The organism is Sodalis sp. RH24, from assembly GCF_047324145.1.
GTDB lineage: Bacteria > Pseudomonadota > Gammaproteobacteria > Enterobacterales > Enterobacteriaceae > Acerihabitans.
Map to the genome: position 1 here is coordinate 2,603,384 of NZ_CP178729.1, position 14,813 is coordinate 2,618,196.

A 14,813-nucleotide genomic window follows, 5' to 3' on the forward strand; every position below is an offset into this window, starting at 1 on the left:
AGCCGGGTTGCCTTCCGCCATAAAAAAACCCGCCGCAGCGGGTTTTTTTATCATTCAGCGATTATGCATCGCGGCGACGCGTGGTCGGCGCGGCGGCGGCATCGCCTTCGCGACGCGGCCCGCGCTGGCCGTCACGGCTGCCGCTGAAACGACGTTCCGCCGGCGCGCCGCCTTCACGGCTGCCGCTGAAGCTGCGACGACCGGCGGGAGCTCCGTTGCCGCCTTCACGACGTTCGCCGCCAAAGGCGCCACGCGGCGCACCGGCACCGGCACCGCCGCCACGGCGTTCACCGCGCGGCGCGGCCACTGCTTCGCCGACAAACTGCATGTTCATCGGTTTATTCAGGATGCGCGTACGGGTGAAATGCGACAGCATATCGCCCGGCATGCCTTTCGGCAGCTCAATGGTGGAGTGGGAAGCAAACAGCTTGATATTGCCGATATAGCGGCTGCTGATATCGCCTTCGTTGGCAATGGCGCCCACGATATGACGTACTTCAACGCCGTCATCACGGCCCACTTCAATGCGGTACAGATCCATTTCGCCAACGTCGCGACGTTCACGGCGGGCCGGACGTTCGCCACCGCGATCGGCGCCTTCAGGGCGACGTTCGTCACGATCGCGGAACTCGCTGCGGGGACGACGATTAATGACCGGATCAGGCGGCAGGATCAGCGGGCGTTCGCCCTGGGCCATTTTCAGCAACGCGGCGGCCAGCGTTTCCATATCCAGCTCTTCCGCCGGCTGCAATTTAGCCAGCAGCGCGCGGTACATATCCAAATCGCTGCTTTCCAACTGGGCCTGGACCTTGGCGGCGAATTTAGCCAGGCGACGCTGGCTCAGGACGTCACCGGTCGGGATTTCCACTTCCGGAATGGTCAGCTTCATGATGCGTTCGATATTACGCAGCAGGCGGCGTTCGCGGTTTTCAACAAACAGCAGCGCACGGCCGGCGCGGCCCGCACGGCCGGTACGGCCGATACGGTGAACGTAGGACTCAGAATCCATCGGGATATCGTAGTTCACGACCAGGCTGATGCGATCAACATCCAGGCCGCGCGCCGCGACATCGGTGGCAATCAGGATATCGAGGCGGCCGTCCTTCAGGCGGTCCAGCGTTTGCTCACGCAACGCCTGGTTCATATCGCCGTTCAGCGCCGCGCTGTTGTAGCCGCTGTGCTCCAGCGCTTCCGCCACTTCCAGCGTGGCATTTTTGGTGCGCACGAAGATGATGGCGGCGTCAAAGTCTTCCGCTTCCAGGAAACGGACCAGCGCTTCATTCTTACGCATGCCCTGCACCGTCCAGTAGCTCTGGCTGATGTCCGGACGGGTGGTGACGCTTGATTGAATGCGCACTTCCTGCGGGTCGTTCATAAAACGACGGGTAATGCGGCGAATCGCTTCCGGCATGGTAGCCGAGAACAAGGCGGTCTGATGCTTGGCCGGGATCTGCGCCATAATGGTTTCGACGTCTTCGATAAAGCCCATGCGCAGCATTTCATCGGCTTCGTCCAGCACCAGTCCGCTTAATTTGGACAGGTCGAGGGTGCCGCGTTTCAAATGGTCGAGCAAACGACCGGGCGTGCCCACCACCACCTGCGGACCCTGGCGCAGGGCGCGCAGCTGCACGTCATAACGCTGGCCGCCGTACAGCGCCACCACGTTAATGCCTTTCATGTGCTTGGCAAAATCGGAAATCGCTTCCGCGACCTGCACAGCCAGCTCACGGGTCGGCGCCAGCACCAGCACCTGCGGTACAGCCAGTTCGGCATTGATATTGTGTAATAAAGGCAGGGCAAACGCGGCGGTCTTGCCGCTCCCGGTTTGCGCCATACCCAAGACGTCGCGTCCCGCGAGCAGCTGCGGAATACATTCTAACTGGATCGGCGATGGTTTTTCATAACCCAGGTCGGTCAGGGCGTTCAGGATGGGGGTGGAAAGCCCCAGATCGGCAAAATTAATTTCTGCTTTGGTTTCAACTTCAGACATGTACACGTGCCTCATTTCATCATGGCGGCCAGTCTACATACCTCGTCGTGAAAACATTCATTCATTTTCATCAAAAGTGTGAACCGGCTCAAATTGGATTTAAAACGAACAAACAAGCCCTCACCCTTGCAGATGATAAAAAAGGTAATGGGCTGAATAGTTTAGTTCGTCAGCTATTGCTGGTCCGATTCTGATAGGTCGTCTTGCCCTTGGCCTAAGAGCGCCAATTCCAACAATGCATAGCGGTGCTCAACAAAGTTATGTACGTTGTTAGCGACCGTCAGTTTGAACAGCGCCGAAGCGGAGTTCTTGTCCCCCAGACTTAGGTAATGCTTACCTAAATAGAAGTCAGTTTCACTGAGATGCTCGGCGAGCGAAGTGTTATCCGTTGCGTCCGCCTTAAGGCGCTCCATCAGCGTAGTTTCACTGATGTCCCCCAGGTAGAACTCGACAATATTCCATCCCCATTGCCCCCTGTTCGCTTTTTTATAGCGCTGAGTCAGCGCGTCTTTGGCTTTGTTGGTATCGATTTGTTTCTCAACCAGATAAAGCCACAGCGAACGGAAAGGATCATTTGGGTCGTCGCGATAAAACGCCTGCAGATCATCCTGCGCCAAACGGTAGCGGCCTCCATAATACAAGGCAATGCCACGGTTTAAATACGCGTAGTTGTAAGTTGGATCAAGCTCTAGTACAGAATCAAACGCTTCATAGGCAGCATCAAAATTGCCTGCCTGCGTCAAATAAATGCCGAGATAGTTAAAAACCTCAGGCATATCAGGCCGGATAGCCAACGCTTGTGAAAAATCATTTCGCGCCAGCGCTCTCAACCCGAGACTATCATACAGCACTCCGCGCTCATATAATAGCTGTGCTCGTTCATCATCGGTTAGTGCCCGGCTCGCCAGGATTTGTTCCATGCGTGCCAGGATGACTTCCTGTTGTAACGTCGGCTGTAATGGCACAGCTAAAACGTCATCTTTACGCCAATCAATGTTGCTGCATCCTGCCAGCATAAACGCCATCGCAACGAACCACCAGCGCAAGTAAGGCCTCATTTCCCACTCCCGAAGAAAAACATTGGATGAACGTCCTGTCCCCCATCGGCTTAACACAAGGCGTCCCGCCCTTGTGATACGAACAGCTCCCTACCCGGTAAGGAGCTGTAAAATGCGCTAACAGTTATTCTACTCTAATTCCGTGCTGATTATTCTACTTCCGGCACAACCTGATCCTGCCCGGGCGCGGTCGCTTCCTTGATGCTCAGGCGCACACGCCCCTGGCGATCGACTTCCAGGACCTTAACCGGGACTTCCTGACCCATCTGCAGGAAGTCGGACACTTTCTCCACGCGCTTGTCGGCGATTTGCGAGATATGCACCAGACCTTCCTTGCCGCCGCCGATGGCCACAAACGCGCCAAAATCAACGATACGGGTCACTTTACCATTATAGATGCGGCCCACTTCGATTTCAGCGGTAATCTCTTCGATACGACGAATGGCATGACGGGCTTTTTCACCATCGGTCGCCGCCACCTTCACCGTACCGTCATCTTCGATTTCGATGGTGGTACCGGTTTCTTCGGTCAGCGCGCGGATAACCGAGCCGCCTTTACCAATCACGTCCTTGATCTTGTCGGGACTGATTTTAATGGTATGGATACGCGGCGCGAACTGGGAGATATCGCCGCGCGGAAGGCTGATAGCCTGTTCCATCACGCCCAGGATATGCAACCGGGCGCCTTTGGCCTGGTTTAACGCCACCTGCATGATTTCGCGGGTGATGCCTTCAATCTTAATATCCATTTGCAGCGCGGTCACGCCTTCACGGCTGCCGGCCACCTTGAAATCCATGTCGCCAAGATGATCTTCGTCGCCCAGGATATCGGACAGGACCACAAAATTGTCGCCTTCCTTCACCAGGCCCATCGCGATGCCGGCAACGGCCGCCTTGATAGGTACCCCTGCGTCCATCAAGGCCAATGACGCGCCGCAAACGGAGGCCATGGACGAAGAACCGTTGGATTCCGTAATTTCCGATACCACACGCACGGTATACGGGAATTCACTCGCTTTAGGCATTACCGCCAGCACACCGCGTTTCGCCAGGCGGCCATGGCCGATTTCGCGACGTTTCGGCGAGCCGACCATACCGGTTTCGCCAACGCAGTACGGAGGAAAGTTATAGTGTAGCAGGAAACGGTCGGTACGCTCGCCGGTCAGCTCATCAATGTTCTGGGCGTCGCGTTCGGTGCCGAGGGTGGCGGTCACCAGCGCCTGGGTTTCGCCGCGGGTAAACAGGGCGGAGCCATGGGTGCGCGGCAGTACGCCGGTACGGATATCCAGGCCGCGGATCATGTCTTTTTCGCGACCGTCGATACGCGGTTCGCCACGCAATACGCGGCTACGGACCACGGTTTTTTCCAGGCTGCCCAGCAGTTCCTTGATGTCGCCTTCGTCGAGGGTGTCGTCCTCGGCCTGCAGCGCGGCAACCACATCGGCCTTGATGGCGTTGACCTGGGCGTAGCGCTCAAGTTTTTCCGTAATATGGTAAGCATCGCCCAGGCGGCCTTCAGCCAGTGCGGCAACGCGGCTTTGCAGCGCGGCGTTGACTTCCGGGGCATGCCATTCCCATTTCGGTTTGCCGGCTTCGGCAACCAGGGCATTGATATTGTCGATGACAATCTGCTGTTGTTCGTGGCCGAACACCACCGCGCCCAGCATTTCGTCTTCGCTTAGCAGCTGCGCTTCGGACTCAACCATCAGCACGGCGTTCGCGGTGCCGGCGACCACCAGGTCCAGACGGCTTACGGCCAGTTCGGCCATGGTCGGGTTCAGGACGTACTGGCTATCGATATAACCGACACGCGCCGCGCCGATCGGGCCGCTGAACGGAATGCCGGACAGACTGAGGGCGGCGGAAGCGCCAATCATCGCCACGATATCCGGGCTTACCTGGGGATTGACCGATACCACGGTGGCAATCACCTGGATTTCATTGAGGAAGCCTTCCGGGAACAGCGGGCGAATCGGACGGTCAATCAGACGGGAAATCAGGGTTTCGCCTTCGCTGGGACGGCCTTCGCGACGGAAGAAGCCACCCGGGAAACGCCCGGCGGCATACGTTCTTTCCTGGTAGTTCACGGTCAGCGGGAAAAAACTCTGTCCCGGCTTGGCCTGCTTGGCCCCGACCACGGTAACGAATACCGCGGTGTCGTCCATGCTGACCATCACGGCGGCGGTCGCCTGGCGAGCCATCATACCGGTTTCGAGGGTGACGGTATGTTGGCCGTATTGAAACTTGCGCACGATCGGATTTAGCAAAATGATATCCTTTTTCAGGGTGAGCATAATCAGAAAAACTCACCGATGACTAACCCATCTTCTTATCGCATCCTCGCGACTAATGACAATCCTTACCCTGCGGATAAAGTCTCTCATTAGCCGCGCGTATGTCAGCAATTGAAGAATCTACTTAAGCAACAACGCATTACCGGGAAAGGTTATTGCTCCCTAGAAGAAAGGGGCCACATAAGGCCCCTTTCTACCGAAACTGTCTGGCTTAGCGACGCAGGCCCAGGCGCTCGATCAGGCCGGTGTAACGTGCGACATCTTTACCTTTCAGGTAGTCAAGCAGCTTACGACGCTGTGAAACCATACGCAGCAGGCCACGACGGCTGTGGTGATCTTTTTTATGTTCCGCAAAATGGCCTTGCAAATGGCTGATTTGAGCGGTCAAAAGAGCAACCTGTACTTCGGTGGAACCGCTATCGTTGGCATCACGGCCGAAATCAGTAACAATTTTAGCTTTCGCTTCAACACTTAGAGACATTATAACACTCCAGATTTATTGTGAAATACACAGGCGCCGATCTCTAATTCAGCAACCCCATTCATAAGCCGCGCTATTCTACTCTTAGCGCACCCCGATCGCAAGGCGCGCACTCAATCAAACGCGCGGTTCGGCCACCAGCCGCCGGGGGGCGACCAGGCCGGTTTCGGTGATTTCCCCCACGCCGAAAAAGCGCCGTTCCACCCCTTCGGTCAACCGGACCATACCCGTCCGCGCCGCATCGGCCGTGGCGACCGTTTGGCCCATTCTGACCAGGCCGGCGGCGGCCGGCGGCAAATTGAGCTCGGGCATATCATCCACCGCGCTGTCCATCGGCAGCAGCAGGCTGTCAAGCGCGGCGAGGGTGGCCGGCGCCAGCGGATCGGCGGCGGCCAGTGCCTGCAACTGTTCCAGCGTGACCATGCGCTCCGCGGGATAACGCGCCACCGCCAGGCGGCGCAGGACAATCACATGGGCGCCGCAGCCCAGCATTTCGCCCAGATCGTCGACGATCGTGCGAATATAGGTGCCTTTCGAGCAATGGATTTCCAGCTCGACGCTATCCTGATCCCAGCGGATCAACTCCAGCGCATACAGGGTAATCAAACGCGTGGGACGGGGTACATCTATTCCCTGGCGCGCATATTCATACAGCGGTTTGCCCTGGTATTTCAGCGCCGAATACATCGAGGGCGTTTGCGGCGTTTCGCCGCGAAAGCGCGCCAGGGCCTGCTCCAGCCGGACCTGATCGATTGCCACCGGGCGCTCGCTGATGATAGTGCCCTCGGCATCGGAGGTATCGGTGCGCTGGCCCAGCCGGGCCACCACCCGGTAGCGCTTGTCCGCATCAAGCAGATGCTGGGAGAATTTAGTCGCTTCCCCCAGGCAAATGGGCAGCATACCGGTGGCGAGCGGATCCAGCGCGCCGGTGTGCCCGGCTTTATTGGCGTGGAACAGCCGCTTAACTTTTTGCAGCAAATCGTTGGAGGAGAGGCCCATCCCCTTGTCCAGCAATACGATGCCGTCAATATCGCGGCCGCGACGACTTGGGCGGCCCATCAGTCTTCCTTGCCCTCGCCGCCCTCGTCGGGTTCGGCTTCGCTGCGGCGGGCGCGATCTTTTTGCACCACCTGGCTGACCAGGTTGGACATGCGCATGCCTTCCACCAGCGAGTTATCGTAGGAGAAGGTCAGTTCCGGCACGACGCGCAGGCGCATGGCCTTGCCCAGCAGGCTGCGGATAAACCCGGAGGCGTCCTGCAGCGCGGTGATGCCGATTTTTATCTGCTGTGGTTCGTTATCATTAAGGAAGGTCACGAACACCTTGGCGTAGGCCAGGTCGCGCGACACTTCCACGCCGGAGACGGTGGCCATGCCGACGCGGGGGTCCTTGATTTCGCGCTGCAGGATGATGGCAATTTCTTTTTGCATTTCCTGGGCGACGCGCTGGGTTCGGCTATATTCTTTTGCCATTATAATTTCTCCAGACAAAACAGGGGGCATAAGCCCCCTTGCATCAATAAATGTTCGCGGCGGTTTACTCGATGGTGCGTTGAATCTCGATGGTTTCGAAGACTTCAATCACATCACCCGGACGGACATCGTTGTAGTTCTTCACGCCGATACCACATTCCATGCCGTTGCGCACTTCGTTGACGTCATCCTTAAAGCGGCGCAGGGATTCCAGCTCGCCTTCGTAGATCACGACATTGTCGCGCAGCACGCGGATACGGTTGTGACGCTTCACCACGCCTTCCGTCACCATACAACCGGCGATGGCGCCGAACTTCGGCGAGCGGAACACATCGCGCACTTCGGCCAGACCGATGATTTCCTGGCGATATTCCGGGGCCAGCATACCGCTCATGGCCTGTTTGACTTCATCAATCAGGTCATAGATAACCGAGTAGTAGCGCAGGTCCAGGCTTTCCGCTTCAACCACCCGGCGGGCGGAGGCATCGGCACGAACGTTGAAGCCCAGGATGATGGCGTTGGACGCCGCGGCCAGGGTGGCATCGGTTTCGGTGATGCCGCCGACGCCGGAGCCGACAATCTTGACCTTAACCTCAGCGGTGGACAAGGCTTCGAGAGCATCGCAAATCGCTTCGGTGGAGCCCTGAACGTCGGCTTTCAGCACGATATTCAGCTCGGAGACTTCGCCTTCGGTCATATTGGCGAACATATTCTCCAGCTTGGACTTCTGCTGGCGCGCCAGTTTGACTTCGCGGAATTTGCCCTGACGGTATAAGGCCACTTCCCGCGCTTTCTTCTCGTCACGCACCACCGTGGCTTCATCACCCGCGGCGGGCACGCCGGACAGGCCGAGGATCTCTACCGGGATGGAGGGGCCGGCCGAGGAGACTTCACGTCCCAACTCGTCGCGCATCGCGCGCACACGGCCGTACTCAAAGCCGCACAGGACGATATCGCCTTTATTGAGCGTGCCTTCGCGCACCAGTACGGTCGCAACCGGGCCGCGGCCCTTATCCAGGAAGGATTCAATCACCGCGCCGCTGGCCATGCCGTTGCGGATGGCTTTAAGCTCCAGCACTTCGGCCTGCAGCAGGATAGCGTCAAGCAGTTCGTCGATACCGACGCCGGATTTCGCCGACACGTTGACGAACTGGCTTTCGCCGCCCCATTCTTCCGGGATCACGCCGTACTGGGTTAACTCGTTCTTCACCCGATCCGGATCGGCTTCGGGTTTGTCGATTTTATTCACCGCCACCACGACCGGCACCTTCGCCGCCTTGGCGTGCTGAATGGCCTCGATGGTCTGCGGCATCACGCCGTCGTCAGCGGCCACGACCAGCACCACGATATCCGTCGCCTGGGCGCCGCGCGCACGCATGGCGGTAAACGCCGCATGTCCGGGGGTATCCAGGAAAGTGATCATGCCATTCTCGGTTTCCACATGGTAGGCGCCGATATGCTGGGTGATGCCGCCGGCTTCGCCTGCCGCCACTTTCGTGGAGCGGATATAGTCGAGCAACGAGGTCTTACCATGGTCGACGTGACCCATAATGGTCACCACCGGCGCGCGGGGTTCGGCCGCCGCGTCGATATCGCGGTCGCTCATCACCATTTCTTCGAGTTCATTCTCGCGGCGCAGGATAACTTTATGGCCCATTTCCTCGGCCACCAGCTGCGCGGTTTCCTGATCGATAACCTGGTTGATGGTCGCCATGGCGCCGAGTTTCATCATCGCCTTGATAACCTGGGAACCTTTCACCGCCATTTTATTGGCCAGTTCGGCAACGGTGACGGTTTCGCCAATCACCACATCGCGGTTAACGATCTGGGCGGGCTTATTAAAGCTCTGCTGCAGCGTGCTTGGCTTGCGCTTGCCTTTACGGCCCACGGCGCGCGCTTCTTCACGGTCGGCCTTGGATTCGGACAGACGGCTGGTCTTTTTCTGTTTGGTCGCCTTGCCGCCGCGCGTGCGGGCGCGACGCTCACCTTCGACCTTACGGTCGTTTTCATCTTCCGCCTCGCGGGCGTGATGAGAGGTGGTGACGTGATAGTCACTGGCATCTTCTTCCGTCGGTTCCGGCGTGGCAACCCAGGTGCCGCCGTTTTCTTCCGCCATCCGCTTGGCTTCTTCGACGGCGAGGCGTGCACTTTCTTCAACCTTGCGACGCGTTTCCTCTTCCGCTTTACGTCTAAGCTCAGCGGCCTCGGCTTCACGGCGGGCTTTTTCGACCGCCTGTGGTGACTTAGTCATATTATTGGTCTGCTGGTTGGTCAATTTTTCACTTTCCGCTGCCACACGCTTCGCTGTATCAGCGGCCTCACGTTTGGCTTTATCGTCGGCCGCACGTTTTGCTTTTTCTTCGGCTTCATGCTTGGCTTTTTCAGCGGCTTCATGCGCAGCACGCTCTTCAGCCTCACGAAGGGCCAGTTCTTCCGCTTCACGTTTAGCCAGCTCTTCCGCTTCCGCCTGTTCGGCGGACTGGGGATCGCGTTGCACGTACGTGCGTTTCTTGCGGACTTCTATTTGCACCGATTTACTTTTACCGCCTGTACTCGGAATATTCAAGGTACTGCGGGTTTTACGCTGTAAAGTGAGTTTATTCGGCGCGCTGCCCCGCTCACGGTTCAGGTGCGCTAATAACGTTTGTTTTTCATGCTGGGTCACAGAATCGGCTTCGGTCTTGTCGATACCAGCATCAGCAAACTGCTGTACCAGGCGATCGACCGGAGTCTGAATTTCTGCGGCGAGCGATTTTACGGTTACATCTGTCATGCTGTTCCTTTCCTGCTACAGTTTATTACGCGTTGTCGCCAAACCAACAGATATTGCGCGCGGCCATAATCAGCTCACCGGCTTTTTCACTACTCAGCCCTTCAATATCTGACAGGTCATCGACACCCTGTTCGGCAAGATCTTCCAGCGTACAAACACCGCGCTCCGCCAGCTTGAACGCCATTTCGCGCTCAAGCTCCGGTAGACTTAACAGGTCTTCAGCCGGCTTGCCCCCGCCGCGATTCTCTTCCTGCGCCAGGGCGAGCGTGGTCAGGGCGTTTTTCGCCCGCTCACGCAACGCTTCTACCATTTCTTCATCAAGCCCTTCGATTTCCAGCAGTTCCTTCATTGGGACATACGCGAGTTCTTCCAATGAGGAAAAGCCTTCTTCAACCAGTACCGTGGCGAATTCTTCATCAATGTCCAGATACTTGGTGAAGATATCGATGGCGGCATGGGCTTCGGCCTGATGTTTCTCCTGCAGATCCTCGACGGTCATCACGTTCAGCTCCCAGCCGCTTAGCTGCGAGGCCAGGCGGACGTTCTGCCCGTTACGGCCGATGGCCTGGGCCAGGTTGCCGGATTCCACCGCGATATCCATCTGGTGCTTGTCTTCATCGACCACGATGGAGGCCACGTCGGCCGGGGCCATGGCGTTGATGACAAACTGCGCCGGATTATCATCCCACAGGATGATATCGATACGTTCGCCGCCCAATTCGCTGGACACCGCCTGTACGCGCGCGCCGCGCATACCGACACAGGCGCCGACCGGATCGATACGCTTGTCGTTGGTTTTCACGGCGATTTTAGCCCGTGAACCCGGATCGCGGGCGGCGGCCTTGATCTCAATGACCTCTTCGCCGATTTCCGGTACTTCGATACGGAATAATTCTATCAGCATTTCTGGGCGGGAACGGCTCACAAACAGCTGGGCGCCGCGTGCTTCCGGACGTACTGAATAAAGAACACCGCGGATACGATCCCCGGGGCGGAAGTTCTCGCGCGGCAGCATGTCTTCACGGCCAATCACCGCTTCGGCGTTGCTGCCCAAATCGAGGCTGATATTGTCGCGATTGACTTTTTTCACTACGCCGGTGACGATTTCGCCTTCATGCTGGCGGAACTGATCCACGACCATGGCGCGTTCGGCTTCACGCACTTTCTGGACGATAACCTGTTTAGCGGTTTGGGTCGTGATGCGGTCAAATACCACGGATTCAATTTCGTCCTCGACGTAACCGCCTAATACGGCCGCCGGATCTTCAAACTGCGCCGCGTCAAAGGTGATTTCGCGCGTCGGCTGCGTGACTTCATTCACGATGACCCAACGGCGAAAGGTTTCGAAATCGCCGGTTTTCCGATCGATATTGACACGAACCTCAATCTCTTGCTCGTATTTTTTCTTTGTTGCCGTAGCCAGTGCAGTTTCCAGCGCTTCAAAAATTTTTTCGCGCGGAACCGCTTTCTCATTGGAAACTGCTTCAACAACAGCCAGAATTTCTTTATTCATCCTAGTTGCCTCATTAAAACGTTAAAAGTGGGGTACCAGGTTCGCTTTCTGGATGTTGCTTAAAGCGAACACTTCATCTTTTCCTTCCACCGTCACCGTGATCATTTCGCCGTCAACCGTTTTAATGATTCCCTGCCATTTGCGACGGTTTTGCACCGCAATGCGCAAAACCACGCTGACTTCTTCACCGATGAACTGCGTATAATGCGCGGCGGCGAATAACGGACGATCGAGACCCGGAGAAGACACCTCGAGGCTGTAGGCCACTTGGATCGGATCCTCGACGTCGAGCACCGCGCTGACCTGGCGGCTGACATCAGCACAATCATCGACGGTGATACCCTTGTCACTATCAATATAGATGCGTAACGTTGACTGCCGGCCCCGGATGAATTCTATGCCTACCAGCTCATAGCCCAAGGCTTCCACCGGTGCGGCGATCATCTCAGTCAATTTTTGTTCTAATGTGGACAAGCCCACCCCCAAGACATAAAAAAAGGGCTAAAAAGCCCAGTATTTCTGTAGTTTAATAACAAAAAACCCCGAAAATTCGGGGCTTTTTGCGACTGGGACCCTGTAAGCCGCAAAGCGGCTTTACAACATTCCATAGAATCTTTTTTCAAACGCCGCTGCGATATCAAACAGTATAACGTACTGGGCAGTATATTTGAAAAAGAACTCTAAGGGAAAGTGGTTGCGGGGGCCGGATTTGAACCGACGACCTTCGGGTTATGAGCCCGACGAGCTACCAGGCTGCTCCACCCCGCGTCTGAAAACGTTGCAAATATTACGCCGATAACCATAAAAAAGCAAGTTATCATTACATAACAAACGGTAACGTTGAGCAAAAGATCCCGCCAATCTCATGTATTTACGGCCTTTTAAGGGCCATAGCGTTTTTTTCCTAGCGGAAAATGACGCCGGCAAACCACCGATACTGCAACGCCTGGTAGAAACCGCACGCGGCTGACGTTAGCGATTGGGGAGGCAGAGTATTTCATAACACCGGCGGTCGGGCAAGCCTTCTTTCAGCGCGCGCCGACATCCGGTGATGGGAAGAGAGCGTCGACCCGCGGGGGAAAAGCACAGCGCGCGCGGCTATGCTTTTCCCGGCCAACCATCACAGGCAATACCGCGAGAGTCATGGCTTATCAAATAGCTTGCGCAGCTCTGCCACGCTCTTGCCGGCATCGTGGACCGTTGGTCCCGCGCGCCCAACCGGCGCATTAACGGCGCCGTTATTAACGCCCCCGGCAATGGTGGACTCAGTACCCGCCGTCCGGTTTGGAACCGCTACTGACCTGGCGTTGCTAAGCCATGGCGGACGCGGCGGGACCACCGGCTTTTCAGGCGCGCGCGCCGCAGATGCCGGTTCGCCGGGCGGCGTGACGTTCCGGTGAAGCGCCGCAGGGGTAAACCAGGGCTTATAGGTATCCGTTCTGGGGTCATATGCCACCAGGCTATTGATCGCCGATTCGTACTTCGGCGTTACCAATGCCTTCCTCACCGACGGTTGGTTCAACTGGTCAGCGATAAGCTGCGCGGTGCGCATCTTCACGACGTTGAGCTTGTCGTTCACGGTCATTATTGCGCATAACTCAGCCAGGCTGCCGAAGATTGCTTTGGGATCCTGCAAAACCTCCCTTAGCGCGCCGAGTACCTCGCCGCTGTGGCTATCCCGGCTATCCAGGGTCAGCCCGGTAATGGTCATCGCGGTACCCGGGATAGTCTCCGGCTGTATGAAGCTAATGGTGTGTCCGGTAATCTTGATATTGCCGGAGGCAAAAAGGGGACTGCCGGGGTTATTGATTAAATAGTCCCTGATTTCTTTACCATTGACTGCCAGTGAATCGCCGTCATTCAGCAAGGGGCCGATAACATGGTCAGGCCGCACGGTCCTATAGACCGGCTTGGTGAGCATATCCCTAGCGCTTGCATGGGAAGAGCGGCGCGCGGCGGCGGCTATCCTCTTGCCGGCGATGGCGAGTTTATCCAACAGACGCGCCATGCCATGTCCAACCGCCCAGGATGTTTGTTTAATACCGGAGCGCAGCGTCAGCAGTGAATTCTTTGCCCCGGAGAGTTTACCGACAAATGCGGAACCCATGTTTTTTAGCGCCTGCCCGGCGGCGGCGGCGTCGATTTTATCTTGCTCAGTGCGCGTTAACCGCTCTTGCCAACCCCTGTATTCCGGGGGCTGTTGCCCTGGCGTAAAGGATACTGTTGTCATTTTACTCCCCCACTTTTTCATTAAATGCTCGGATGCATTTTGGCGACAATACTCTTGGCGCGATCCGCCATCCCGGCCCAAAGCCGGCCATGTAAAATTATTTCGCTGCTAATTTCTCATATCGCATGGGCGTATAATTGTATAAATCGCTTATGGTCAAATGAATGCCGGCACGGGAAAGAGGGGTGTCATTCAGGGAGGGGAAGATTAGGGTAACATCGAATTGAAGAAGGGTAAGCCTGTTTGCCCGCCGGTTTGACGGTGCTTAAAAAGCAAAAAGACGTCCAGCGACGTCTTCTATTTAAACTTGGTACCGAGGACGGGACTTGAACCCGTAAGCCCAATCGGGCACTACCACCTCAAGGTAGCGTGTCTACCAATTCCACCACCTCGGCACTGATTTTTTCACATCCGCTGCATTGCGCAACCAGTTATCTTTTTATCCGGCTGGTTACCGGTTATTTTCAGGTATTACTTAACGCCGGGACGCTATTGTGAGATACCGGCATTTCTGCACACCGACATGCCTGGACACCCGCACTTGGGCATACCAGCATTTGCTCACTCCGGCGTGTTTCTTTTCGCCCGTCGCTTCAGATAAAACGGTACCTATTACTGCGGGATATCGTTATTCGGTTTCGCCGGCGCTTCGGACGGTGCCTTTTGCGCTTGCGGAGCCTGGTTCAAATTATCCCACTCGCTGCCTTTCTGGCTGTGGCTGCCGCTAAGGTTGCCCAACACCAGACTGAGGATAAAAAACAGCGTTGCCAGCACGGCCGTCACACGGGTCATGAAGTTACCGGAACCGCTCGAACCGAACAGGGTCGCGGAAGCGCCTGCGCCGAAAGAGGCCCCCATATCAGCACCTTTACCTTGTTGCAGCATAATCAGCGCAACCAGCCCGACAGCTATCAACAGGAATATGACTAACAGAGCTTCGTACATAATCTTTTCAGTATCCTTGCGGGTTAAACCGCGCGTTAGGCTATGGCCCCAATCCGG

The 14,813-nt window shown here is 56.7% G+C and carries 11 protein-coding genes and 2 tRNA genes; all 13 read right to left on the reverse strand.

From position 1 onward, the window contains the following. Positions 1–61 precede the first annotated feature (61 nt). The 13 genes from ACL2XG_RS11935 to secG all read right to left on the reverse strand — a co-directional run bounded on the left by ACL2XG_RS11935 (position 62) and on the right by secG (position 14,756). Positions 62–1,990, reverse strand: a complete 1,929-nt coding sequence (locus tag ACL2XG_RS11935) for a DEAD/DEAH family ATP-dependent RNA helicase (RefSeq protein WP_413722095.1) — start codon at positions 1,988–1,990, stop codon at positions 62–64. A gap of 173 nt (positions 1,991–2,163) precedes the next feature. Further along, the gene (gene nlpI / locus ACL2XG_RS11940) at positions 2,164–3,048 is read right to left on the reverse strand and encodes a lipoprotein NlpI (RefSeq protein WP_410016506.1); all 885 of its coding nucleotides are present in this window, start codon (positions 3,046–3,048) and stop codon (positions 2,164–2,166) included. 149 nt (positions 3,049–3,197) lie between these two features. Next, positions 3,198–5,315 (reverse strand): polyribonucleotide nucleotidyltransferase, encoded by a 2,118-nt coding sequence (pnp, locus tag ACL2XG_RS11945; protein WP_410016507.1) that lies wholly within the window; start codon positions 5,313–5,315, stop codon positions 3,198–3,200. Between the two features lie 238 nt (positions 5,316–5,553). Beyond that, positions 5,554–5,823, reverse strand: coding sequence for a 30S ribosomal protein S15 (rpsO, locus tag ACL2XG_RS11950; protein WP_331123068.1), 270 nt, complete (start codon positions 5,821–5,823; stop codon positions 5,554–5,556). A gap of 117 nt (positions 5,824–5,940) precedes the next feature. Next, a complete protein-coding gene (truB, locus tag ACL2XG_RS11955) occupies positions 5,941–6,882 on the reverse strand; it encodes a tRNA pseudouridine(55) synthase TruB (RefSeq protein WP_413722094.1) in 942 nt (313 codons plus the stop codon). Beyond that, entirely contained in the window at positions 6,882–7,295 is a 414-nt protein-coding gene (rbfA, locus tag ACL2XG_RS11960; protein ID WP_410016509.1) for a 30S ribosome-binding factor RbfA, read from the reverse strand. The genes truB and rbfA overlap by 1 nt, the downstream gene beginning before the upstream one ends. A 64-nt stretch (positions 7,296–7,359) precedes the next feature. Further along, positions 7,360–10,068, reverse strand: a complete 2,709-nt coding sequence (gene infB, locus ACL2XG_RS11965) for a translation initiation factor IF-2 (protein WP_410016510.1) — start codon at positions 10,066–10,068, stop codon at positions 7,360–7,362. A 25-nt stretch (positions 10,069–10,093) separates the two neighbouring features. Further along, positions 10,094–11,581 carry a transcription termination factor NusA gene (gene nusA / locus ACL2XG_RS11970; RefSeq protein WP_410016511.1) on the reverse strand — a complete coding sequence of 496 codons (1,488 nt, stop codon included), beginning with the start codon at positions 11,579–11,581 and terminating at the stop codon, positions 10,094–10,096. Between the two features lie 21 nt (positions 11,582–11,602). Beyond that, positions 11,603–12,055 (reverse strand): ribosome maturation factor RimP, encoded by a 453-nt coding sequence (rimP, locus tag ACL2XG_RS11975; protein ID WP_410016512.1) that lies wholly within the window; start codon positions 12,053–12,055, stop codon positions 11,603–11,605. Between the two features lie 217 nt (positions 12,056–12,272). Next, positions 12,273–12,349: transfer RNA gene (locus ACL2XG_RS11980), tRNA-Met, on the reverse strand. Between the two features lie 373 nt (positions 12,350–12,722). Then, on the reverse strand, positions 12,723–13,892 hold the full coding sequence (locus tag ACL2XG_RS11985) for a hypothetical protein (protein WP_413722093.1): 1,170 nt from the start codon (positions 13,890–13,892) through the stop codon (positions 12,723–12,725). A gap of 227 nt (positions 13,893–14,119) precedes the next feature. Beyond that, positions 14,120–14,206 (reverse strand) — tRNA-Leu (locus ACL2XG_RS11990). A gap of 217 nt (positions 14,207–14,423) precedes the next feature. After that, on the reverse strand, positions 14,424–14,756 hold the full coding sequence (gene secG, locus ACL2XG_RS11995; RefSeq protein ID WP_410016515.1) for a preprotein translocase subunit SecG: 333 nt from the start codon (positions 14,754–14,756) through the stop codon (positions 14,424–14,426). Positions 14,757–14,813 lie beyond the last annotated feature (57 nt).